Source organism: Plantibacter sp. VKM Ac-2880, assembly GCF_015351235.1.
Taxonomy (GTDB): Bacteria; Actinomycetota; Actinomycetes; order Actinomycetales; family Microbacteriaceae; genus Plantibacter.
The window spans coordinates 849,129-871,976 of record NZ_JADKSJ010000001.1 but is presented as its reverse complement, the minus strand read 5'-3'; the positions used below and the strand labels follow the sequence as shown (position 1 = coordinate 871,976).

At 69.4% G+C, this 22,848-nt stretch carries 17 protein-coding genes; 1 reads left to right on the top strand and 16 read right to left on the bottom strand.

All coding sequences use genetic code 11. The features are described from left to right. Position 1: 1 nt before the first annotated feature. The gene (locus ITJ57_RS04320; RefSeq protein ID WP_194669011.1) at positions 2-2,254 is read left to right on the top strand and encodes a glycoside hydrolase family 3 protein; all 2,253 of its coding nucleotides are present in this window, start codon (positions 2-4) and stop codon (positions 2,252-2,254) included. A gap of 18 nt (positions 2,255-2,272) precedes the next feature. Here the strand turns inward: ITJ57_RS04320 and ITJ57_RS04315 are convergent, their stop codons facing one another. From ITJ57_RS04315 to lanKC, 16 genes are all read right to left on the bottom strand, one after another. Further along, positions 2,273-3,733 (bottom strand): glycosyltransferase, encoded by a 1,461-nt coding sequence (locus ITJ57_RS04315; RefSeq protein ID WP_194669010.1) that lies wholly within the window; start codon positions 3,731-3,733, stop codon positions 2,273-2,275. Positions 3,734-3,742: 9 nt separating this feature from the next. Then, on the bottom strand, positions 3,743-4,948 hold the full coding sequence (locus tag ITJ57_RS04310) for a glycosyltransferase (protein ID WP_194669009.1): 1,206 nt from the start codon (positions 4,946-4,948) through the stop codon (positions 3,743-3,745). Positions 4,949-4,984: 36 nt separating this feature from the next. After that, complete coding sequence (locus ITJ57_RS04305; RefSeq protein WP_194669008.1) at positions 4,985-5,551, bottom strand: DUF2017 family protein; 567 nt, start codon at positions 5,549-5,551, stop codon at positions 4,985-4,987. Beyond that, entirely contained in the window at positions 5,548-5,784 is a 237-nt protein-coding gene (gene clpS, locus ITJ57_RS04300; RefSeq protein ID WP_370582358.1) for an ATP-dependent Clp protease adapter ClpS, read from the bottom strand. Before clpS ends, ITJ57_RS04305 begins: the two co-directional genes overlap by 4 nt. Positions 5,785-5,884: 100 nt before the next feature. Beyond that, positions 5,885-7,684, bottom strand: coding sequence for a HAMP domain-containing sensor histidine kinase (locus ITJ57_RS04295; RefSeq protein ID WP_194669007.1), 1,800 nt, complete (start codon positions 7,682-7,684; stop codon positions 5,885-5,887). Positions 7,685-7,788: 104 nt separating this feature from the next. Beyond that, the gene (locus ITJ57_RS04290) at positions 7,789-8,706 is read right to left on the bottom strand and encodes a DUF817 domain-containing protein (RefSeq protein WP_194669006.1); all 918 of its coding nucleotides are present in this window, start codon (positions 8,704-8,706) and stop codon (positions 7,789-7,791) included. Positions 8,707-8,813: 107 nt separating this feature from the next. After that, on the bottom strand, positions 8,814-10,016 hold the full coding sequence (locus ITJ57_RS04285) for a methyltransferase (RefSeq protein ID WP_194669005.1): 1,203 nt from the start codon (positions 10,014-10,016) through the stop codon (positions 8,814-8,816). A gap of 42 nt (positions 10,017-10,058) precedes the next feature. Further along, complete coding sequence (locus ITJ57_RS04280; RefSeq protein WP_194669004.1) at positions 10,059-10,721, bottom strand: hypothetical protein; 663 nt, start codon at positions 10,719-10,721, stop codon at positions 10,059-10,061. A gap of 78 nt (positions 10,722-10,799) precedes the next feature. Next, entirely contained in the window at positions 10,800-11,216 is a 417-nt protein-coding gene (locus ITJ57_RS04275) for a heat shock protein transcriptional repressor HspR (protein ID WP_056009042.1), read from the bottom strand. A 24-nt stretch (positions 11,217-11,240) separates the two neighbouring features. Further along, positions 11,241-12,242 (bottom strand): DnaJ C-terminal domain-containing protein, encoded by a 1,002-nt coding sequence (locus ITJ57_RS04270; protein ID WP_194669003.1) that lies wholly within the window; start codon positions 12,240-12,242, stop codon positions 11,241-11,243. 2 nt (positions 12,243-12,244) lie between these two features. Then, entirely contained in the window at positions 12,245-12,919 is a 675-nt protein-coding gene (locus tag ITJ57_RS04265) for a nucleotide exchange factor GrpE (protein WP_194669002.1), read from the bottom strand. A 2-nt stretch (positions 12,920-12,921) separates the two neighbouring features. After that, complete coding sequence (gene dnaK / locus ITJ57_RS04260; protein WP_194669001.1) at positions 12,922-14,784, bottom strand: molecular chaperone DnaK; 1,863 nt, start codon at positions 14,782-14,784, stop codon at positions 12,922-12,924. 362 nt (positions 14,785-15,146) lie between these two features. Beyond that, a complete protein-coding gene (locus tag ITJ57_RS04255) occupies positions 15,147-17,729 on the bottom strand; it encodes an ATP-dependent Clp protease ATP-binding subunit (RefSeq protein ID WP_194669000.1) in 2,583 nt (860 codons plus the stop codon). 97 nt (positions 17,730-17,826) lie between these two features. After that, positions 17,827-19,200 (bottom strand): FtsX-like permease family protein, encoded by a 1,374-nt coding sequence (locus ITJ57_RS04250; protein ID WP_194668999.1) that lies wholly within the window; start codon positions 19,198-19,200, stop codon positions 17,827-17,829. Between the two features lie 2 nt (positions 19,201-19,202). Then, positions 19,203-19,874, bottom strand: coding sequence for an ABC transporter ATP-binding protein (locus ITJ57_RS04245; protein WP_370582186.1), 672 nt, complete (start codon positions 19,872-19,874; stop codon positions 19,203-19,205). A gap of 292 nt (positions 19,875-20,166) precedes the next feature. Further along, a complete protein-coding gene (gene lanKC, locus ITJ57_RS04240) occupies positions 20,167-22,821 on the bottom strand; it encodes a class III lanthionine synthetase LanKC (protein ID WP_194668997.1) in 2,655 nt (884 codons plus the stop codon). Positions 22,822-22,848 lie beyond the last annotated feature (27 nt).

The following is a 22,848-nucleotide window of genomic DNA, read 5'->3' as shown; positions in this document are numbered from 1 at the left end:
CATGGGAATCGTCACCGGGCGTCGCAACGCTCGTCCGCCGAGACAGCGCCGCGCAGGCGGATCACCCGACCCGGACGCTTACGACGAGGTCGTCCGGCAGATCCGCGACGGGCGGATCGACGCGGACGCCGGTGCCGAGCGGCTCATCGAGCGACTGACCGACCGGGAGCTCCTCGGGCTGCTCGACGGCGACTCCCCGCGGCGCATGCTGCCGCTGATCCCCCTCCTGCTCCACCGTCGGCCGTTCGTGGCAGGCGCGGTCCCGCGCCTCGGGATCCCGGGGATCCGCTTCAGCGACGGTGCTCGCGGTGTGGTCATCGGCTCGTCCACGGCCTTCCCCGTGACGATGGCGCGCGCGGCCACCTGGGATCCGGAGTTGGAGGAGCAGGTCGGGACGGCCATCGGGGCTGAGACCCGTGTGCGCGGCGCGAACTACTCTGCCTCCGTCTGCATCAACCTGCTCCGGCATCCCGCCTGGGGGCGCGCGCAGGAGTGCTACGGCGAGGATCCGGTGCTGACGGGCCGGATGGGTTCGGCGATGACCCGGGGCGTCCGGGTGCACACGATGGCCTGCGTGAAGCACTTCGCCCTCAACTCGATGGAGGACGAACGCTTCGAGGTCGACGTCTCGGTCGACGACCACGCACTGCATGAGGTCTACCTCCCCCACTTCAAGGCCGTGGTCGACGCCGGAGCCGACTCGGTCATGAGCGCCTACAACCGGGTGCGCGGGGAGTACATGGACGTCAACCGGCCACTCCTGACCGGGGTCCTCCGCGAGGAGTGGGGGTTCACCGGGTTCGTGACGAGTGACTGGGTCTTCGGCACCCACGACGCCGTCGGGAGCCTCGAGGCGGGGATGGACGTGGAGATGCCGCTCCGCCTGCGACGGGCGCACGAACTGCCCGCCGCTCTGCGGAAGGGCACCCTCGATCGTGCCACCGTGCTGCAGTCCGCGCGACGCATCCTGCGGACCACGCTCCTGCACGCCGCGACCCGCACCCCGGAGGAACCGCCAGCCGACATCGTGGCCGGGTCGGCGCACCGGGCCCTCGCGAGGCACGTGGCCGAGGAGTCCATCGTCCTCCTCGCCAACGCCCCGGTCGACGGCACACCGCTCCTCCCCCTGCCGTCGACGACGCGTCGGATCGCCGTGCTCGGTCGGCTGGCCGACCAGGAGAACCTCGGCGACCACGGCTCCTCCCGCGTCCGCCCGCCCTCCACGGTCTCGCCGCTGCAGGGGTTGCGGGACGCCCTGCCGCAGGCGGAGATCATGACGGTGCCGTCGCGGGACGTCCGGGCTGCCGTCGCGGCGGCAGCGGCGGCCGAGACGGCGATCGTCGTCGTCGGCTTCGATCAGCACGACGAGGGCGAGTCGGTCGTCACCGGTGGCGTCGACGTCGGCGTGCTGGGGGCGGCCCTCGACTCCGGCCGGCTGCGTGGCGCCATCACCGCGGTCGCCCACCTGGCCTCGCGCTTCGTGCGTGGCGGCGACCGCACCTCGCTCCGGCTCCGCCCCTCGGACGAACGACTCATCCTCGCCGTGACGGCCGCGAACCCGAGGACGGTCGTCGTCCTCGTCGGCGGCAGCGCGATCCTCACCGAGAGCTGGCGCCACCGCGTCCCCGCGCTCGTGCTCGCCTGGTACGGCGGAATGGAGGGCGGTCGAGCGCTGGCCGACGTCCTCACCGGCGTGGTCGAACCCGGCGGGCGACTGCCGTTCGTGATCCCGACCGATCCGGCGCACCTCCCACCGTTCGACCGCACGGCCAAGGCCGTCGTGTACGACGACCGCTGGGGCCAGCGCCGGTTGGACGACGAGGGCCGGAAGCCCGCCTTCCCGTTCGGGTTCGGGCTCGGCTACACGACCATCGACCACGACCTCCTCGGTCACCGATTCGACGCCTCGGGTGGGACCGCCGAGGTCCGCGTGACGAACACCGGCGAGCGTGAGGGGTCCACGGTCGTCCAGCTCTACGCCGCGGACATCGCCAGGGCGCGGCCGGTCTCCCAACTCCTGGGGTTCCGGAAGGTGACCCTGCGGGCAGGTGAGGAGCGGATCGTCCGCGTCAGCCTGGACCCGAACCCGACACTCGAGCGGGACCCGGTCACCCGACGCTGGTCGGCGCGACCGGGCGACTGGATGCTCCAGGCCGCCCAGCACAGCCCGGACGACTGGTCGTCGGCCGTGGCGCTCCGGCACGATGGCGCGGCAGCCGAGGACGACGTCGCGACGGAGGGCGCGGCCGGCTGAGCCGCGGCGGCCGGCCGCTCAGCGCGAGGACGGCGACCCGGACCCGGCGAGTCCGTCCACCCGGACGGCCAGCTCCTCGTCCCGGCCGAGCACGGCCCGCAGGAGTCGTTGCGTGTCGCGGCGGACCGACAGGACGGCGTCGTCGCGGCGCAGGACGAGCGTGCCGTCCGGACCGGTGTAGCGCTGCTGCAGCTCGTCCAGTTCGCGAGCGCGGAGCAGGGCGACCGTGCTCTCGGCGACCGGGTCGACGAGGCGGACGAGTGCCGCCTCCCCCGTCAACTCGCTCGCGACGACGCGACGTGCGCTCGCGTCGAAGATCGTCTTCTGCGCCGCCCTCGTCACGACGAACGGTCGCGACGGCCCGTCGAGCAACCGGCCGACGACGTCCCGCGCGGCGTCCGGGCGACCGATGCGCCGAGCGGCCGCCTGCATCCGCTGCAGCCGCCCCGGTTCGCGCAGGATCTCGTCGATCTTCCAGCCGATCGTCGTCGCGGTGTTGCACCGGACCGCGGCGCCCTGCTCCATGAGGTAGTCACCGTTGCGGACCTCCTGCCCGGGGATGGGGTTCACGAGCACCATCGGGAGCCCGGCCGCCATGCACTCCGACGCCGACAGGCCTCCCGGCTTGCCGACGAAGAGGTCCGCTCGGCGGAGGAGCTGCGGCATCTCGTCCGTGAAGCCGAGCACCGTGTACCGGTCGTCCGTTGGCGAGATGAGCTCCTCGACGCGGTGCCGGAGCGCGTCGTTCCGGCCACACACGATCATGGCGGTGAACGGCGAACGCAGATGCAGCGTCTGCCGGACGACCGCGAGCGCGTAGTCGCCGCCCGAGGCACCCGCGGAGACGAGCAGCGCGGGTGGAGCATCCGGATCGCGTTCGGCCGGGGTGCTGGGCTGGGCGGCGATGGGGATGCCCGTGGCGACGACCCGGTCGGGCGGGAGACCGAGGGCGGTCAGTTGCACACGTCCCTCCTCCCGCGCGAGCGACAGCGAGTGGAAGGCGCTCGTCAGCCACAGGCCCTGGAAGTCGTAGTCCGTCGTGACGACGGCGGTCCGTGCGTCCACGGTGCCGCGCAGGATGAGCGACGCGAGCAGCTGGGCCGGGAGGAAGTGGGTGCAGACGATGGCCGTCGGCTTGAACCGCTTGATCGCCGCGACGACGGGCATCGCGTTCGCCCGGGTCCACGGGTCGAGCGGGCCGCGACGCCGGAACGGCGCGTCGCTGATGTCGTAGCCCCACTCCACGAGCCACGGCGTCTCCTCGACGAGCACGAAGTAGCCCTTGCCGAGGACGTCGCGGTACAGCGAGGTGCTCGCCTGGAGCACGTCGAGGACCTGGACCTCACTGACGTCCGCACGCCCGAGGCAAGCCTGCTCCACGGCTGCGGCCGCACTGTTGTGTCCGGAACCGACCCCCGCCGACAGGATCAGGATGCGTTCGCCGCCCGTGGCGGGGTCCCGTGTCGTCGTCCGCTGCATGAGGCGATGCTAGCGCGCCACTCCATCCGCCACGGCGGCCTCGTAGAGGGCGACGAGCCGGGTGGTCTGGGCCGACTGACGGAGGGTGCGCGCGAGTTCCAGCGGGACGACGGGTGCCGTACCGGCGTCGATGTCGGTGACGGCGCGGCGGATCGATGCGGCGAGCGCCTCGACGCTGCCGTCCGTCGGCTGCCACATCGTGCCGGTGGGCAGTTCGGCGGCGATGTTCGGGTCGCTGATGATCGAGGGCGTGCCGAGGGCGGCGGCCTCGAACACGGTCATGCCCTGCGTCTCGAACCCGATCGAGGTCTGCACGAGGGCGTCGGCGTCGGCGATGGCGCGGAGGGAATCCGGGTAGGACACGCGCCCGGCGAAGACGATGTTGTCGGCGAGGTCGTGCTCCGCGACGAACGCCTGCGCTTTCGACAGCAGGAGGCCGGCCCCGTACAGGCGGAACACCGCGTCGACCTCGGCCAGCCGGACGGCCTCGAGGAACTCCATGAGCCGTTTCTCCTGGCTGAACCGACCGATCCACACGAAGGACGGCAGGCGGTGCGGCACCTGGAGCGTCGTGGCGCGTTCGTCGAGGATCTCATCGAGGACCGCGTCGTCCACACCCGTCGAGAGCACCTCGGCGTCCGCGGTCACGCCCTGCTCGCGGAGGACCCGGGCGAAGTGGTGGGACGGCGCGATGACGACGGCCGCGCGCTTGGCGAACTCCTGAAGGTAAGCCCACACGCCGGTGGGCAGGGTCGAGAGGCGCGGACGGAGCACTCGGCGCTGCCACCAGGAGAGGGCGCCGATGACGAGCTCAGGGGCCGGCATCGTCTGCTCGATCCCGACGTCCATCCGGTTGTGCATCGTGTGCACGGCCGGGATCCCGTGCCGCTCGGCGTACCGGTAGGCGGTGATCGCCTGCCAGAAGTCGGCCTGCACGTGCACGACGTCGACCGGTGGCAGCGCGGCCAGACGCGCGTCGAGCCACCGGTCGGTGAGCCGGCCGGGCACGGTCATGGAGTACTCGCGGTCGAGCGTGATGGGGATCGACGGGGTGTCGAGGTAGTGCGGGTCGTCGTCGTGGGTCTGGTGCATCCGCGGTGCACAGACCGTCACGGTGTGACCGGCCGCCTCCAGGAAGCGCCGCTGCAGACGGATCGAGACCTGGGCCCCGCCGGACGACTCGGGATGCTGGTCGCTGAAGACGAGGATGTGCATGGTCCCCAAGGCTACCCGTGGCGCTCGCGGAGCCGCTCAGGCTTCGTCGAGCACCGCGACGATCGACTCCTGCAGGTAGCCGAGCCAGGAGTAGATCGCGAGCATCAGCTGCGGGTCCTGCTCGTCGTCCGCTTCGGGCGTCGGCGGCTCGAAGCCCTCCGCGTCGTCCTCCTCGATCCCGAGCCGGGCGGCGATGGTGAGCCGGGTGTCGTTGAGGAACCGCAACCACGTCCACGCCGTCTCGCCCTCGAGCGTCACCGCTGCGCCGTCCTCGGGTCCGGTCGACGCGCCGGACACCGAGGCGTCACCGTCGTCCGTCGTGAGCGCGGCCAGCACGGTCCGGGCGGCGTTCACCTTCCCGCCGACGAGGTCGTCGGCGGTGAAGCGACGGAACTCGGCGGCCGCCTCCGGATCGTCGCGGTAGCCCTCCGGTACCAGACGGGCCATCGCGGGGTCGAGTTCGACGGCGTTCGCCAGGCCGGCACGGGTCGCGTCCTCGAGCATCTCGACGAGCTGCCCGGCCAGCTGGCCGAGGATCGAGGTCTCCTGCTCGTCGAGCCGTAGCACGACGGGCCCCGCCGGGGGCCGGACGAAGGCGCTCATGCGTCGGCCTTCGCGAGGGAGGCCCAGAGCCCGTACCCGTGCATGGCTTCGACGTGGCGTTCCATCTCCTCGCGGTTGCCGGTCGCGACGACGGCGCGGCCCTCGTGGTGCACGGCGAGCATGAGTCGTTCGGCCTCCTCGTGCGTGTAGCCGAAGTAGCTGCGGAACACGAGCGAGACGTAGGACATGAGGTTCACCGGATCGTTCCACACGATGGTGACCCACGGTTGCATGGTGAGGGTCGCCTCGTCGACGATCGGCTGGTCGAGGATCTGCGCCATCCTCCAAGCCTCCCACGATGCGTGCGGCGGCGCCTCCCTGCGGGCGGCCGATTCAGGCGGTGGCGGAGGTGCCGGCGCGCGGCTGGCGCAGTGGCAGGGTCACGGTGAAGGTGGAGCCGCGGCCGGGGCGGCTCGACACGGCGATCCACCCGTGGTGCGCTTCGGTGATCGACTTCACGATCGACAGCCCGAGCCCCACACCCGGCTGGGCCTCGTCGCGGACCTCCCTGGCCCGGAAGAAACGGTCGAAGAGCTGCCGCTGGTCGTCCGGCGAGATACCGATACCGGTGTCCGCGACGGTGACGGTGGAGGTGTCGTCGTCCGCGGAGACGGTCAGGACGACGCGACCACCGCGCGGGGTGTACTTCACCGCGTTCGAGAGCAGGTTGTCCAGGACCTGGCGGAGCCTCGACCCGTCACCCTCCAGTTCGACGTGCGGCGGGACCTCGGCGCGGACGGCGACCCCGGCCTCGGAGGCGCGCGGCATGATCGCGGCCACACTCTCCCTGGCGATGTCGCCGAGGTCGGTGAGCGCGATGCGCACCCGCATCTCCGCGTCTCCGGCCGCGAGGAGGTCACCGATGATCGCGTACAACTGCTCGGCGTTGCGCTGGATCGTGGCGACCTCGCGCTCGAGGCCGAGTCCCTTGAGGTCGTGCCCCTCGGTGAGGAGGTCGAGGTACCCGATGATCGAGGTCAGCGGGGTGCGGAGCTCGTGGGAGACGTCGATGAGGAAGGCCTCCCGGAGCGCCACCGCGTTGGCGAGGTCGGTGACGTCGTGACCGACGGTGATGGTCCCGAGGAAGGTGCCGTCCTCGGAGTGCACCTGTCGTGCATTCCCGATGATGGCGCGTTGGTCGCCCGGTTCCCCCACCCAGTACAGCTCGCCGCGGAAGCTCTCCCCGCGGAGCGCCCGGTTGATGACCTGCTGTTCGGGCCGCAACCTCGTGATCCGGTCGGCCGCGTACACGTGGACACCGGAGCGGGTCTTCGGGTCGAACCCTGCCAGCGCAGCCTGTTCGTAGGTCGCCTGGTTGCGGATCGCTGCCGAACCGTCGGGGCGGAAGAAGACCACGGCGGCGTCCACGGACTCCGCCACGGTCGTGGCGACGGCGGCCGCCTCGGTCGCCGCGGCGAGCGCGATGCGCGCGCGTCCCTCGTGCGCACGGAGTTGTCGGGCGGCCAGGTGCACGGTCACGGTGATGATGAGGACGAGCGCCGGCAGGATGCAGATGGCGCCCCAACCGCCGGGCGTCGTCGGCCAGGCTCCCGCGCGCGCCACCGGGACGAGGGAGACGAAGATCGCTCCGAACACCGGCACGGGCAGGGCCGAGACCCCGAACCCACCCGCCAGCCAGAGCACGGGGATCACGATCAGGAGACCGGACGTCGGCAGATTCGGCAGGGTGTCGCGGAAGAACCCCACAGCGAGCATGTCGATCGTCGGAACGAGCACGAGCAGCCCCCGGACCGCACCCGACGCCGGCACCGCGAAGAGCAGGGAGGTCGCCGCGGCAGTGAGGGAGAGCCCGATGAGGAAGTCGGGTGCCAGGAGCGTCCAGGTCGAGGTGAGGCCGATGTACCCACCGAGCATCACGATCGAGGCGATGAACGCGAACTGCGCGCCGGCGAAGAGGTGGTTCGTCCGGGGCAGGGGCGCGACGGCCGCAGCCGGGACGGTGATGCCGACGACCGGCATCGCGGAGGGGCGGGCGGCTTCCGGCCGAACGGGACCGGGCTGCGCGGATTGCGGCCGATCGGCACCCGGCTGCGCGGGACGCGCCTGAACGGGACGCGGCTGCGCGCCGGCACGTTCGCGGAACCGTGGGTCCTGGGGCTGACGCTGGGCCATGGCTGCTCTCCGGAATGGACGAGCGGGACACCGGGATCGGGCCGCTCACTTCGGAACCCTACCGGGTACCGGGACACGCCCGACAATCCCCGGTCCGCGGCGGTTCAGGCCGGACGGGGATCCGGCCGCTTCGGTGGGTAGACCCACGTCACCATCACGACGGAGATCATCATGAGCAGGAACCACGACACGAGCTTCGTCAGCGGCACGAGCTGCCACCCGTCCTCCTGGTTCGGGTAGAGCCAGGCGCCGGTGACGGTACCGATGTTCTCGGCGATCCAGATGAACCCGGCGACGAGGAGGAAGGCGAGCAGCACCGGCATCCGATACGTCCGGCGGAAGACCCGGAAGTGCATGATCGTCCGGGCGAACACGACGAGGACGGCCGCGAGGAGCACCCACCGCAGGTCGACGACGTAGTGCTGGCTGAAGAAGTTGACGTAGATGCCCGCGGCGATCAGGGTGGTCAGCCAGACGCGCGGGTAGCGGTCGAACCGGAGGTCGAACAGCCGGTACACGCGCACCAGGTACGAGCCCACCGCCGCGTACATGAACCCCGTGTACAGCGGCACGGCGCCGAGATGGAGGACCCCGCCGCCGTCGTACTCCCACGACCCGACGCCGGTCTTGAAGAGCTCCATGCCCGTCCCGACGAGGTGGAACAGGACGATCACCCACAGCTCGCGGCCGGTCTCCAGCCGGGTGGCGATCATGACCACCTGGATCACGACGGCGGCGACGACGAGGGCGTCGTTGCGGGCCAGCCAGACGTCGTCCGGGTACCAGAGTCGGGCGGCGACGATGACGAGGAGCATCGCGGCACCGAAGACGCACGCCCAGGCCTGCTTCGCTCCGAACACGAGGAACTCGACGAGCCGTGCGCGCACCCCGCCGCCGGGGGCGTCCCGCAGGAGCCGGTTCGCACGGTCGTCGATCCACCGCTCGACTGCCGTGAGCTCGTGTCCGCCCGCCCGGCGGGAGCCGCGACCCGCTGCGTCGGCTGGCAGGGACGGCTCGGACATCGGGCCAGCATACGGGCCAGTCCCGCACCTGGGCTGAGACCCGGGGCGCCCTCGACTCGGACGCCTCGAACGACTGGGCAGCGCCGCCCGACGTCGACCCTCCGAGGTCAGCTGGTGGTGCCGCCGGTGGCCCGGGGGTGCGAGAGCGTCACCGTGAACTTCTGGTTCCGCGCGAGCTGCGTGGTCGGACCGACGAGCCGTTCGAGCGCCGCCCGGTAGCCGAGGTGCGAGTTCCACACGACGGCGAGGGTGCCGCCCGGCTGCAGGACGCGAGCTGCCTCGGCGAAGAGGTCGTGTGCGACGCCGGTGTGGACGGTGGTGCCGCTGTGGAACGGCGGGTTCAGGACGATGAGGTCGGCTGACGCGTCCGGCTGCGTGGACAGGCCGTCGTCGCGGACGACCGTGATGCGCTCGGCCAACCGGCGGTCCGCGTCGTCGTTGGCGGCGATGGTCGCGGTCGTCGACGTGACCGCGGCGGCGGACTGATCGGTCGCGATGACTGCGAGCTCGGGTCGTTCGATGGCGAGTGACACCGCGAGGACGCCGGTGCCGCAGCCGAGGTCGATGGCCGTCCGGGCTGTCGGCGCGATGTCCGGCAGCAGCTCGAGCAGGAACCGGGTGCCGATGTCGAGCTTCGTGCCCGCGAACGCGGTGCCGGTGGCGGCGATGGTCAGGCCGATGTCGGCGTGGTGCTCGGTGCGCAGCGCGGTCGATGCCGTGGTGTCGGCGTCGGCAGGCCGGCCCTCGGCGCCGACGGCGACCACCGGTCCGCTCGCGCGGAGCACCCGGGACTTCTGCCGGGCCAGGCTCGCGGCGACGGTCGAGAAGCTCCGTCCCAGGACGTCGTTCATCGCGGGCGTCAGGTGCTTCACCCGCCCGCCGGCAAGCAGGCGGACGTCGGCCGTGCTCCAGCGGGCCACGGCGGCGGCGATCTCGTGCAGCGCTTCGAGGTGCTTCGGGAGCTGGAGGAGCACGAGCGATGCGCCCGCGAACAGCTCCTCGCCGAGCGGCAGGTTGCGGAAGCCGTCGTCGAAGCCGAGCCGTTCGGCGTTCGCCGCGAGGGCACGCTCGCCGACCGCGGCGTCCTGGTGGACCCGGACGTCCGTCGCCCCGAGCAGGGCGATCGCGCCGAGCGTCAGCGCGCCGTAGGCGTCACCGACGACGACGATCTCGCCGGCGCCGGGTACCCGCCCGTCGAGGGCCGCGGCCGCTTCGTCGAGCAGCAACCGGTCGGTCGCGTCGACGGCGAAGAGGTTCGATGCCTCGTGATCGGGGAACCGACGCAGGGCGTCGAAGGAGAACTCGGGCATCCCCTCAGCGTACCGGCGGGTCGTCGGCAGGGCTTCGCGGGCTCAGCCGCGGCGCCGCAAGCGCTTCCCCGGTCGCTGCGCCTTCGCGGGTTTCTCCGCCTTCACGGCTCGGAGGACGGCCGGGAAGATGAGGACGCCGAGGCCGGCGGAGACGAGGAGGTTCACGCCGGTCGCGATGGCGATCCCCTGACCGAACGCCCGCACGGTCTCGACCCCGCTCGCGTCCCCGGCCCGCAGGGAGGCGGTCGCTCCGACGACGACGAGGAGGCTGACGACGGCGAAGACGAGCTGCAACGGCACCGTCGCCCACATGCCCCAGTGCGTGACGGCCCCGGCACGACGCACGCCGTGGCTGCGCAGGATCCGCAGACTGAGGGCGATGCCGCCGAGGAAGGCGACGACGCCGACGGCGACGTAGCCCCACACCCAGGCGCCGAACGGCGGCGTCAGGAAGAGCAGGATGAACCCGAACGCGCGTGAGAAGCCGTCGACCCACTCCGCCTCGCCGGCGCCGAAGAGCACGCCGAACAGGATCGACGCACCGATCACGACGAGGGTGACGAGCGGGAGGACCCCGGCGATGACGCCGAAGTACATGAGCGGATAGGCCGAGAGTCCCGTCAGCCGGGCGCCACGTCGCCGCCGGGCGGTCGCCGGAGCGGTCTGTGCCGGATCCGGCTTCGTCACCACGGGCTGCGCGCTCATGCCCCAACCCTACGCATACGACAGCGCACCCGCGCCGTCATCCACTCGGGACGACGACCAGGGGTGCGCGGTGGTCGGTTATTCGGAGAGCGACGGTCGCCAGACGACGACCTCGGTGCGACGGCGGGTGCGGGTGCCGCTCCGCATCGGGACGACACTGCCCTCCATGCCGGCGGCGAACACCCGGTTGCCCGGGGACCGCAGCAGGGCGTTGGCGAGGGCGTGCTCCAGCTCGCGCACCCGACCCTGGAGCGAGGTGACCTCGTTCTCCAGGGTCAGGATGCGGGAGATGCCCTCCAGGCTGACGCCCTCGGCGCTCAGCCGGGAGACCTCCCGGAGCTGGGCGATGTCGCGCATCGAATACCGGCGCGACTTCCCGGCCGTCCTCGTGGGTGACACGAGGCCGAGCCGGTCGTACTGCCGGAGGGTCTGCGGGTGCATGCCGGCGAGCTCAGCAGCCATCGCGATCGCGAAGACCGGCGAGTTCTCGTCCATGCGCCCAATCCCTTCCGGTGGTGCCTAGCCCCGCGCGCGGGCGATGAGCTCGTCGCGGGGATTGTCCTTCGGCTCCAACTCGTGGAACCGTTCGAGTGCTTCCTTCGCCTCGCCGCCGAGGTGTGCCGGAACGACGATCTGCACGACGGCGAGCAGGTCGCCCGTGCCCTTCGTCGTCGCGACGCCCCGACCCTTGACGCGGAGCACGCGTCCGCTCGGCGTACCGGGGGCGACCCGCAGCTTGACGGGTTCGCCGCCGAGCGTCGGAACCTCGATCGTCGCGCCGAGCGCGGCCTCCACGAAAGTGACCGGCACGGTGACGCGGAGGTTCAGACCGTCGCGTTCGAACACGGGATGCTTGCGGACACTCACGGTGACCACGATATCGCCGGCCTCACCGCCGTCCGGACTCGGCTGTCCCTTGCCGCGCAGTCGGATCTTCTGGCCGTCGGACACCCCTGCCGGGATCTTCACCTTGATGGTGCGTCCCTCGGAGGTCTGCAGGGAGATGGTGTCGCCCTGGGTGGCCGTGATGAAGTCGATCGTCGTGTGCGCGGTGATGTCGCGTCCGGGTGTCGGTCCGCCGTAGCCGCGGAACCCGCCGGTCGTCTGGCCGAAGCCACCCTGGCCGAACATGCCGCCCAGGATGTCCTCGTAGCCCGGAGGGGCCTGCTGGTAGCTGTAGCTCTGGCGCCCGCCGCCACCGGCACCCCCACCGAACATCGACCCGAAGACGTCCTCGAAGCCGCCCTGACCGCCGCCGGCGCCCGGAGCGGTGAAGCGTGCTCCACCGCCCATCGCGCGCACGGCGTCGTACTCCTTGCGCTGCTCGGGGTCGCCGAGCACGGAGTGGGCCTCGCTGATCTCCTTGAACTTCGCCTCGGCTTTCGCATCGCCCGGGTTGGAGTCCGGGTGATACTGCCTGGCGAGCTTCCGGTAGACCTTCTTCAGCTCCGCCGGCGTGACATCCTTCGAGACGCCGAGGACCTTGTAGAAGTCCTTGTCGAACCAGTCCTGACTCGCCATGGCTAGCTCGCCGGGACCGCGACGACCACCTTCGCGGCGCGCAGCAGGGTGGAGCCCAGGGTGTATCCGGTCTCCACGACGTCGAGGACGGTCTCGCCCTCGGCGCCCGGGGTGGGCTGCTGGAAGATGGCCTCGTGCACGTTGGGATCGAAGGTCTCTCCGACCGCGCCGAAGGGCTTCAGACCGAGTCGCTCGGCGGAGGTGCGCAGCTTCGCCGCGATCTGCGCGAACGGGGAGTCGCCCTCCAGGTCGCCGTGCTTCTGGGCACGGTCGAGGTCGTCGAGCACTGGCAGCAGGACCTTCGCGACCTCGCCGGTGGTGCGCTCGCGCTCCACCTCGCGGCCGGACTCGGTGCGCTTGCGGTAGTTCGCGTACTCGGCCGTGACGCGCTGCAGGTCGCCGAGGCGTTCTGCGGCGAGCTGCTCGGCGGGCGAGAGCTCGCCTGCCTGCACGGGCTCCTCGGGAGCGGCGTTGAGGATGTCCTCGACGGTCAGCTCGTCCTCGGCACCCGACGCGGCGGCGTCGGCGGATTCGGCAGGTGCGCCCGAGGGGGCCGACGCGTCGGCGTCAGCCCCCTCGGTGCCAGGCTGACGAACCTCGCCGGTCTCCGGGTCGATCCGACGCTTGTCGCGAATGATGGGATCGTCCTGGTTCTGGTTCTGGTTCTCGTCAGTCATGGTTACTTCTTGTCCTTGTCGTCTTCGTCCTCGACGACCTCGGCGTCCACGACGTCCTCATCGGAGGTCGTGTCCTCGGCCGGGGCCTCGGTTCCTGCGGCGGACTCGGAGGCCTGCGCCTGGGCGTAGATGGCCTCACCGAGCTTGACCTGGCTCTCGTTGAGCTTGTCGAACGCGGTCTTCACCGCGTCCTCGTCGTCACCGGCGAGCGCGCTCTTCAGGGCGTCGACGTCGCCCTGGACGTCGGTCTTGACGTCCTCGGGGAGCTTGTCGTCGTTCTCCTTGATGAGCTTGTCGATCGAGTAGGCGAGCTGCTCGGCGCTGTTGCGGACCTCGGCCTGCTCGCGGCGGGCCTTGTCGTCCGCAGCGTGCTCCTCGGCCTCGCGGACCATGCGCTCGATGTCCTCCTTGCCGAGGGACGAGCCACCCGTGATGGTCATCGACTGCTCCTTGCCCGTGCCCTTGTCCTTGGCGGACACGTGCACGATGCCGTTGGCGTCGATGTCGAAGGTGACCTCGACCTGCGGCACACCGCGCGGAGCCGGAGCGATACCGGTCAGCTCGAAGGTGCCGAGGTTCTTGTTGTCGCGGGTGAACTCGCGCTCGCCCTGGAACACCTGGATCGCGACGGACGGCTGGTTGTCGTCGGCCGTGGTGAAGGTCTCGCTCCGCTTGGTGGGGATCGCGGTGTTGCGCTCAATGAGCTTCGTCATGATGCCACCCTTGGTCTCGATACCGAGCGACAGCGGGGTGACGTCGATGAGCAGCACGTCCTTGCGCTCACCCTTCAGCACGCCGGCCTGGAGGGCTGCGCCGACGGCGACGACCTCGTCAGGGTTGACGCCCTTGTTGGGCTCCTGACCACCGGTGAGCTTCTTGACGAGCTCCGCGACGGCGGGCATGCGGGTCGATCCACCGACGAGCACGACGTGCGCGATGTCGGAGACCTTCACGCCGGCCTCGGCGATGACGTCGTTGAACGGCTTGCGGGTGCGCTCGAGCAGGTCCTGCGTGAGCTCCTCGAACTTGGCGCGGCTGAGCGTCTCGTCGAGGTTGGCCGGGCCGTTCTCCGTGAGGGAGAGGTACGGGAGCTGGATCGAGGTCGACATCGAGGAGCTGAGCTCCTTCTTCGCCTGCTCGGCGGCTTCCTTGAGGCGCTGCTTCGCGATCTTGTCGCCCGAGACGTCGACACCGGTCGAGTCCTTGAAGCGCTTGATCAGGTAGTCGACGACGCGCTGGTCCCAGTCGTCGCCGCCGAGGCGGTTGTCACCGGAGGTGGAGCGCACCTGGATGGTGGAGAAGTCGTCGTCCTTGCCCACTTCGAGCAGCGAGACGTCGAAGGTACCGCCACCGAGGTCGAAGACGAGGATGAGCTCGTCCTCCTTGCCGCGGTCGAGGCCGTACGCGAGGGCGGCGGCCGTCGGCTCGTTGATGATGCGGAGCACGTTGAGGCCTGCGACCTCACCGGCCTCCTTCGTGGCCTGACGCTCGGCGTCGTTGAAGTAGGCGGGGACGGTGATGACCGCGTCGGTCACGGTGTCGCCCAGGTACTGCTCGGCGTCGCGCTTGAGCTTGGCCAGGATGCGGGCCGACAGCTCCTGCGGGGTGTACTTCTTGCCGTCGACGTCGAACTTCCAGTCGGTGCCCATGTGGCGCTTGACGCTCGCGATGGTGCGGTCGACGTTGGTGACGGCCTGGCGCTTCGCGGTCTCACCGACGAGCACCTCGCCGTCCTTCGTGAATGCGACGACGGAGGGGGTGGTGCGGAAGCCCTCGGCGTTGGCGATGACGGTGGGTTCTCCACCTTCGAGGACGGCGACCACCGAGTTGGTGGTACCGAGGTCGATGCCTACTGCACGTGCCATGTGTTGGTTCTCCTTGTGTTGACTGCCGGTTCAGAACTCGTCGACCCGGACGGCATGCTTGCCGCTTCCGGCCGACTCGACGAGCTCGGCACCGAGCTGATTGGATGGGTGTTGCCGATGATGCACGAGACTTGAGCCCCGATGACTCAATGTTAGCGAAGGCCCGTTTCGTCGTCAAGAAAGTTGAGTGCGGGCGGCTCAACTCCCAGCGGATGACCAGGGTGCCCTTCGACAAGCTCAGGGACCGGGACGACGACAGGCTCAGGAACCGCCCTTCGACAGGCGCAGGGATCGGGGGCCAGAGACGCCGACAGGCTCAGGGTCCGGAGATCCGGTCCCTGAGCCTGTCGAAGGGGTGATCCCTAGGCCGCGTCGGCGAGCACCGCGGTCTGCTCGGTGACGACGATCGCCCCGTCGCTCGCGCCGACGTGGATGCGGGAGCCCGCAGCGACCCCACCGGCGACGACGAGTTCGGCGATCCGGTCGTCGACCTCGCGCTGGATGAGGCGGCGCAGTGGACGAGCTCCGTACTCCGGCTCGTACCCGAGCTCGGCGAGGAGCGCGAGTGCCGCAGGCGTCGTCTCGAGGGACGCGCCCCGGGCGGCGAGACGCTCGCCGGTGCGGCCGAGCATGAGCCCGACGATCTCCTGCAGCTGTGCCTGGTCGAGCTTCCGGAACAGGACGATCTCGTCGATCCGGTTCAGGAACTCGGGCCGCATCGCCTCACGCAGCTTGCCCATGACCCGGGCACGGAGCGCCTCCTCCGAGCCGAAGCCCGTCGGGTCGTCCGCACCGCCGGCGACGAACCCCATCGCTCCCGACCGGGAGGCGAGGAACTCGGAACCGAGGTTCGAGGTCATGACGACGACCGTGTTGCGGAAGTCGATCGTCCGACCCTGGCCGTCGGTCAGGCGTCCGTCGTCGAGCACCTGCAGGAGCAGGTTGAAGACGTCAGGGTGGGCCTTCTCGATCTCGTCGAAGAGCACGATCGAGTACGGGTTGCGCCGCACACGCTCGGTGAGCTGGCCGGCCTCGTCGAAGCCGACGTACCCGGGAGGGGCACCGACGAGTCGCGACACCGTGTGGCGTTCACCGAACTCGCTCATGTCGAAGCGGATCACCGAGGTGTCGTCGGCGAACAGGGATCCGGCGAGCGCCTTGGCGAGCTCCGTCTTCCCCACACCGGTCGGGCCGAGGAAGAGGAAGCTGCCGACGGGGCGGTTCGCGTCGCCCATGCCGGTCCGGTTGCGACGCACGGCCTTCGAGACCGCGGCGACCGCGTCGTGCTGACCGATGACGCGGGCGTGGAGTTCGTCCTCGAGGCCGGCGAGACGCTCCCGCTCGCCCTCGGTGAGGCGGTTGACGGGGATGCCGGTCGCGCGGGAGACGACGCCGGTGATCTGCGTCTCGTCGACCACGGCGGCGCTGTCCGTCCGGGCACCCGGCCCGCTGGATGCGGCGTCGAGCTTGGCCTGCACCGCGGTGATCTCGTCGCGGACGCGCGAGGCCTCCTCGTAGTGCTCGGCCGAGACCGCGGCGTTCTTCGAGGCCTCGAGGGTCGCGAGCTCCTCGACGAGGGCGCTCACGTCGACCGTCTTGCCGAGCCGCAGCCGGAGCCTGGCGCCGGCCTGGTCGATGAGGTCGATGGCCTTGTCCGGGAGGACGCGGTCCGGCAGGTACCGGGCCGAGAGCTCCACCGCGGCGCGGAGGGCGTCGTCGGTGAAGCGGACGTCGTGGTGCTCCTCGTACGCGGGACGGAGGCCGCCCAGGATGAGGACGGCGTCCTCGATGGAGGGCTCACCGACGCGCACGGGCTGGAACCGACGCTCGAGCGCGGGGTCCTTCTCGATGCCGCGGTACTCGCGGAGCGTGGTCGCACCGATGAGGTGCAGCTCGCCGCGCGCGAGACGAGGCTTGAGGATGTTCCCCGCATCCATGCCGCCTTCGCCGGACCCGCCGGCACCGACGACCGTGTGCACCTCGTCGATGAACACGATGAGCTCGGAGCGGTTCGCCGCGATTTCGTCGAGCAGCCCGGTGAGGCGTTCCTCGAAGTCGCCGCGGTAGCGGGTGCCGGCGACCATGGCGGGCAGGTCGAGCGAGACGACGCGCTTGCCGCGCAGCTGCTCGGGCACGCTGCCGTCGACGATCGCCTGCGCGAGGCCTTCGACGACGGCGGTCTTGCCGACGCCGGCCTCGCCGACGAGCACCGGGTTGTTCTTGGTGCGGCGCGAGAGGATCTCGATGGTCTGCTCGATCTCGTCGGCACGGCCGATCACGGGGTCGAGCGAGCCACCGGCGGCCAGGGCCGTGAGGTCGGTACCGAAGCGGTCGAGCATCGGGGTGTCGGAATCGGTGTCGTCGTCATCCGCGTCGGTCCGGTCCTCGGTCGCCACGCCGGGGTCGCCGACGGTCTGGCGCATGCCCTGCGTGAGCGCGTCGGCCGTGACGCCGGCGCGCGCGAGCACCTCACCGGACGGCGAGTCCTGGTTGATGACGAGGGCGAAGAAGAGGTGTTCCGGGTCGACGTAGGTGGAGCCTGCGGCCCGGGCGACCTGGTAGGCGTGGAACAGGGCTCGCTGCGCGGACGGCGTGATCGCCGGGTCCTTGACGCTCGGCGACGACGCCTGCGGGAGCCGCTGTTCGGCGGCGCGGGCGATGGTCTTGGGGTCGACGCCGAGACGCGCGACGGCGTCCTTCGCGGGCTCCTCGCTCACGATGACGCGCAGGATGTGGAGCGCGTCGAGTTCGTTCTGTCCGCGTTCGAGCGCGAACCGACCGGCGCGCTGGAGGATCTCCTGCGTCCGTGAGGTGAGGAAGCGGCTGAGGTCGATGGTGCGCGCCGAACGCGCCCGCTCGCCCTCGAGGTATCGGGCGAGGAAGTCGTCGAACGACGACGATCCGCCGTCTGCTGCTGCGCCGCCCTGGGTGAAGTCTTCGGGCACGTGAACCTCCTGGATTCAAACTTGAGTGTCGTACGCTCAAGTCCAACGCGGAGCGGCCAAAGCTATTCCCGAGCGCCTTCCGCGTCCCAGCGACCTTTCAGTTAGCGAGCCTGTCCACCGCCGCCCGGCGATGCTCCAGCACCGCAGGCCAAGCAAGGGCGGCAGCCAGCACACAGAAGCCCCCAGCGCCGACCACGAGGCCTGGCCCGACGGCGAGCACCGGGGGCGCCCCCGCTTCGAGGCGGCCGAATGCCTCAGCCTCCACCACCGAGACAGCCGCTGCCGTCAGGAGCCCGAGGACCGTCGCGGTCACGGCATACATGAGGGCTTCGACGACGATGGCGCCGACGACCGACCGGGGACTGACGCCGGCCACAGACAGCAGGGCCCGCTCGTGCGCTCGCTCACGAGCGGCCATCGCCACGACCGTCGCTGTGCCGGCGATCGCCAGGACGACCGTCGGCCCGAGAATGGTCCAGACACCCGAGTGATTGATGCCCTGCTCGCCGGCGATCACGAGCCCGGCCGCCCTCCTGGCGGAATTGGCGGTCTCGAACACGGTGTAGATCGAACTCGCGAGGGCGATCGCGACGTAGAGCGGAACGAGGGAGACGCCGACACGATCCAAGTGGAAGGCGCAGCCGCGACGCGCGAGGTACCAAGCCGTCGAGCATCGACGCGGGACGATCCACGTCCACGCCGCGAGGAACAGCGTCGCGATCCGCGAGACGTGCAGTGCGATCAGCGGGATGATCAGCAACGACAGGAGCATCGCGAGGCCGACGAGGAGACCAAGCCGACTGAACACGTCGCCGCTCGCCGAAGAGACCATCCCAGCCGCCACTGCGAGGACCGCCGCCGACATGACCAGGCTGACCGCGAGCCTGAACGCGATCGGGCGACGGCGGACGACTTCCGCGCTCAGGACTGCGTCGACCGCCGGTACCCGGAGGACCGAGCCGACACCTCGCAGACCGGCGAGCAACAGGATGCCGATGAGCAGGGCCCAGGTCGACAGGAGGGCCGTCGTGCTCGCCGGAACGTCGACGATCGTGGTGACCGCATTGGCCTGCAGTATCCAGCCGGTGAACCGCGGAGCGACCAACATGGCCAGTGGCACCCCGAGCGCTCCGCCCACGGTCCCGAGCACGATCAGCTGCGACACCAGGACGGCGGCGATCCGCAGTGACGACATCCCCGCCAGCTTCCAGGTCGCGAACGGTCGACGCTGGAGTTGCACCGCCAGGGAGACCGCACTCGAGGTGATGACGAGGACGGCGATCGAGGCCATCCCGTACATCGGCGTGCTCAGATTCCGGACGATGCGCTGTTCCCGGACGGGGAGCCCATCGGCGGCCTCCACGAGTGCTCCCACGCTGACGAGGATCGCGTTCGCGAGTGCCAGGAACAGGAGCAGGGAGATCCACACCCGCCACTGTTGCAGGAGTGTGCGGAGGACGAGACCGGCCATCGTCACGCTTCGACGGACGAACGGACGCTGTCCGCGCGGGCCGTCTCGATGGCGGACAGGAGCGCTTCCGGGGTGGCCGATGTCAGCTCGGCGTGAACGGATCCGTCGCAGAGGACCAGCACACGATCCGCACGCGCAGCAGCGTCGAGGTCGTGGGTCACCATCACCATCGTGCGTTCGGGACCGAGCGATCCGAACAGGAGGTCGAGCACGATCCGTCCTGACGACGTGTCGAGTGCACCGGTCGGTTCGTCGGCGAAGACCAGTTCAGCCTGCGACAGCAACACCCGTCCGATCGCGACGCGCTGCCGTTCACCGCCTGACAGCTCATCCGGGCGATGCCGGAGGCGCGAAGACAGTCCGATGTCCGCGGCGACAACTGCGACCGCCTGACGTCCTACCACGCGACCGGCGAAGAGCGCTGGCAACGCGAGGTTGTCCCGCACGTTGAGGGAGGGGATCAGGTTGTAGTCCTGGAACACGAAGCCGACGGACCGCCGCCGGAACCGGGAACGCCCCCGCTCGGACAGGGATGACAGCTCCGCCCCCAACGCCACGACGCGTCCACGTGTCGGAGCGCGGAGACCAGACAAGCAGTGCAGGAGTGTCGACTTCCCGGACCCCGAGGGCCCGACGATGGCCAACGACTCACCGACGGCTACCGAGAGACTCACCCCTCGCAGGACAACGACCGGATCGCGGCGGCGCCGCGAATAGCTGAATGAGAGATCGTGTGCTTCCAGGCTCATCGCTGTGGTGTCTTTCGTCGTTCAGTCACGGTGTCTCCATCAGCACAGGTCGGTCGTGAGCATTGGAGCTGCTGCGCTCGATGTACTCGTGTGCGCAGCAGCCCCCGCTCATCAGCCGCCCGCGCACGCGAACAGGCTGGCCGAACTCTCCGGCTGGTTTTCGCCGCAGGCCCACCAGCTCCAGTTACTGCCTAGCGTTCCGATGCCCCGGTGCGCATCACGGCGCTGAAGGTCGAGAACCTTGTTCATGTTCATCACCTCCTCTCCAATCAGGACTTAGCGAACCCTGGGTTCGCTCGAACAGCCCGGGCTGCTGCATCAGCGGCAGCCAGGACAGGTCTCTTCGACGTTGTGCTGTCAGCGCGGCGAGGATACCTGCACTTCCAGTCGCCAAGTCGGCTGACAGTCGAAGGTAGTTCTCTCCCGCAAACTGCGCCGTTTGCCTCCAACTCAATGCGTCTTGAGCGAGAGCGCTTCGTTGAAGTTCGGCACCGTCTGGAGCGGTCGGAGCCCGGTCCGCGGCGAGCGCTGCGAGAATCCCCGCACGGCCGTTGAACAGGCCAGAAAACGCGTACGTGTGGCTCGTGCAGGCGCGACGTAGGCCGACTGCCGCAAGCGAGACTTGATTGCCGAGTTCGACTCGGTCCTGCAATTGCGCGATCGCCACGAGGACCCCTGCACTGCCTCGAGCAAGATAGGGAAGTGTCCTCGCGTTCTCCGCGTCGTCAATCCCCACGAGGCCATCCGCGTATGACCGCGTACGAGACAGGTCGCGCTCGACTGCTCGGATAGCGAGTCGCATCATGCCCGTGTCATCGCGGTGTCGCGCGAGTGTGGACAGGAACAAGGAGATGCCCGACCATCCAAACAGCAACCCTGCCCGACGGTCGAGTGCCTCAGATGCGCTGGACGCACCGTCGGAGAACAGCTGTGCCGAAATGCGGGCGGCGCACTCCAGCGCAATCTCGAAGTATTCCGAGTCTTCATACTCGAGCGCCGCGCCGACGGCTGAAAGGCCAATCCCCGCGAGTCCACCGAAGAGGTTGAGGCTACGTGTCTTGCCTCGCGCCTCCAGTGATCGATTGATATGGCGCCTCGCTGCATCGTGTGCACCAAGTTCGCTGAGTGCCGCAGCGACGCCCGCAAGGCCGTTGAACAAACCGGGTTTCGTGTCGGGAGGCGAGGTATCGGCCGCGGCGACGAGCCATTCAGAGAGGTCTGACGTGATGTCGACATCCGCTCGCGCAACGGAGAGCAACACTCCGGCAGCGCCGTTTGCAACATTCACCGTGCCGAATGGGTCAACTTGCGCCACATCGCCAGGAAAGAGTGCGCCGGGCGTTGCACGGAGGGACGCCAGAATGCCCTGAGCAAGTCGATCACGCGTGACGGGGTCTCCCAGCCGTTCGACGTCCCACACGGATGGCGACTCAGCCGGTGTCAGCTCGACCCGAGTCGTTAGTTGACACGGGAGTTTGACACAAGCGCGACGGACGATCTCCGCTGCCCTCGAGCCAAACGTCTCCGAGACCACATCTACAGTCCTGTACCAGTGGCTTGGGGCGAGTATCTCGATCGACCTGTTCATCTGAAAGAGAGACGCGGCGATGCGTGACACTGCGAACCAGTCAGCTTCTGCAGCGGTATACCCGTGCGGTGGAGCGTAACCCAGCGCGTTGAAGCTCGACCGCGTTCGACTATTCGGTTGCCGTCCGTCCTCGAGGTCGATGAGGCGAACCGACAGGTCGGCAAGCACAAGGACATTGCCGGGGTGCAGATCACCAGCAACCGCTCCCTGCTCATGAAGCATCGCAACGCACCGTTCGATCGAACTCATGATGCGATCCACACAATCGACGAAGCGCGACTGCTCATCACTGGCTAGGCGTTCCCGACTGAATGGAAAGTTCTTCGCCCCCCATGCACTCAGCGACTCACCCGGGATGTGCTCCATCTCGAGGAAGCGGTGTTCCCAAACGGTGAACATCCGGATGGGCCGTGGAGCAATCTCAAGATGTGCCACATGCGACAGCGTTTCACTCTCGACACTGAGCCGTTCGACTGCGTCGCGTCCGCGCGCATCTAGGCCAGCAAGGGGCCTTGCTTCCTTCACGATCGAGCGGATGGCCCCTCCACCTGACGACGCCTCATAGACTCCGCCGCTGTTCGAGAACTTCAACGGGGTGAGCGAGTCATAGTCATCGAGAGGTGATTGCTCGGCGGGCGCCTCACGGAAGACCTTGATGGCGTGTCGTACTTTGTCGGTCATCGGGACATTGGCAGGCATGTCGAAGTACGGCACGCGAAGGTCGGCGATCAATCGGAACTCGTCGCCGACGAGAGAAAGCACCGGCTCGTCGGTTGCATTGGGGACCATCAGGGGCATGAACCCGCCGTAGCGGAGATACAGCGGACCATCACCGATTCTCACGTCGCTGAGGATGAATGGTCCTGGCTGACCGTCGAGACATGCGGATAGTGAGTCGATCAGGCTATCCAGTTGACGGGAATCGCACGGATACACAGTCACGAACTTTCCGCTCGCAGCCCTGTCGGCGCTCTTCGAGTTTCGTGCCACGAGACCGTCCCGGGTCGGAACGAACTTGAACGACGCGGTCATCGCCACGCATACGTCAACCGTGGCCTGCAGGGTCTCCGCGGCCGTGTCCGGAGTTGCGGAGATGTGGATCTTCCAACCCTGAACGGGTAGGTCCACGTCTGGTGGAGCGCACATCTCCCAGCCGCTTTGCCGGAAGCGGCGCCAGTCGCTGGGGATACCTTCCGGCTGGAATCCGTCATCGCGCCGATGTGCCTTCGCAGCCGAGTAGAAGGGCAGCTCAGGATGACTGAACTGGAAGTACCGCTGGTCCACGGAGGGCCCTCTCTCTGTCTGGTATGT

Bases quoted from the DNA above. Each gene is read 5' to 3' on its own strand.
- ITJ57_RS04320 (WP_194669011.1), top strand. From the start codon at position 2: ATGGGAATCGTCACCGGGCGTCGCAACGCTCGTCCGCCGAGACAGCGC.
- ITJ57_RS04315 (WP_194669010.1), bottom strand. From the start codon at position 3,733: ATGCAGCGGACGACGACACGGGACCCCGCCACGGGCGGCGAACGCATC.
- ITJ57_RS04310 (WP_194669009.1), bottom strand. From the start codon at position 4,948: ATGCACATCCTCGTCTTCAGCGACCAGCATCCCGAGTCGTCCGGCGGG.
- ITJ57_RS04305 (WP_194669008.1), bottom strand. From the start codon at position 5,551: ATGAGCGCCTTCGTCCGGCCCCCGGCGGGGCCCGTCGTGCTACGGCTC.
- clpS (WP_370582358.1), bottom strand. From the start codon at position 5,784: ATGCAACCGTGGGTCACCATCGTGTGGAACGATCCGGTGAACCTCATG.
- ITJ57_RS04295 (WP_194669007.1), bottom strand. From the start codon at position 7,684: ATGGCCCAGCGTCAGCCCCAGGACCCACGGTTCCGCGAACGTGCCGGC.
- ITJ57_RS04290 (WP_194669006.1), bottom strand. From the start codon at position 8,706: ATGTCCGAGCCGTCCCTGCCAGCCGACGCAGCGGGTCGCGGCTCCCGC.
- ITJ57_RS04285 (WP_194669005.1), bottom strand. From the start codon at position 10,016: ATGCCCGAGTTCTCCTTCGACGCCCTGCGTCGGTTCCCCGATCACGAG.
- ITJ57_RS04280 (WP_194669004.1), bottom strand. From the start codon at position 10,721: ATGAGCGCGCAGCCCGTGGTGACGAAGCCGGATCCGGCACAGACCGCT.
- ITJ57_RS04275 (WP_056009042.1), bottom strand. From the start codon at position 11,216: ATGGACGAGAACTCGCCGGTCTTCGCGATCGCGATGGCTGCTGAGCTC.
- ITJ57_RS04270 (WP_194669003.1), bottom strand. From the start codon at position 12,242: ATGGCGAGTCAGGACTGGTTCGACAAGGACTTCTACAAGGTCCTCGGC.
- ITJ57_RS04265 (WP_194669002.1), bottom strand. From the start codon at position 12,919: ATGACTGACGAGAACCAGAACCAGAACCAGGACGATCCCATCATTCGC.
- dnaK (WP_194669001.1), bottom strand. From the start codon at position 14,784: ATGGCACGTGCAGTAGGCATCGACCTCGGTACCACCAACTCGGTGGTC.
- ITJ57_RS04250 (WP_194668999.1), bottom strand. From the start codon at position 19,200: ATGGCCGGTCTCGTCCTCCGCACACTCCTGCAACAGTGGCGGGTGTGG.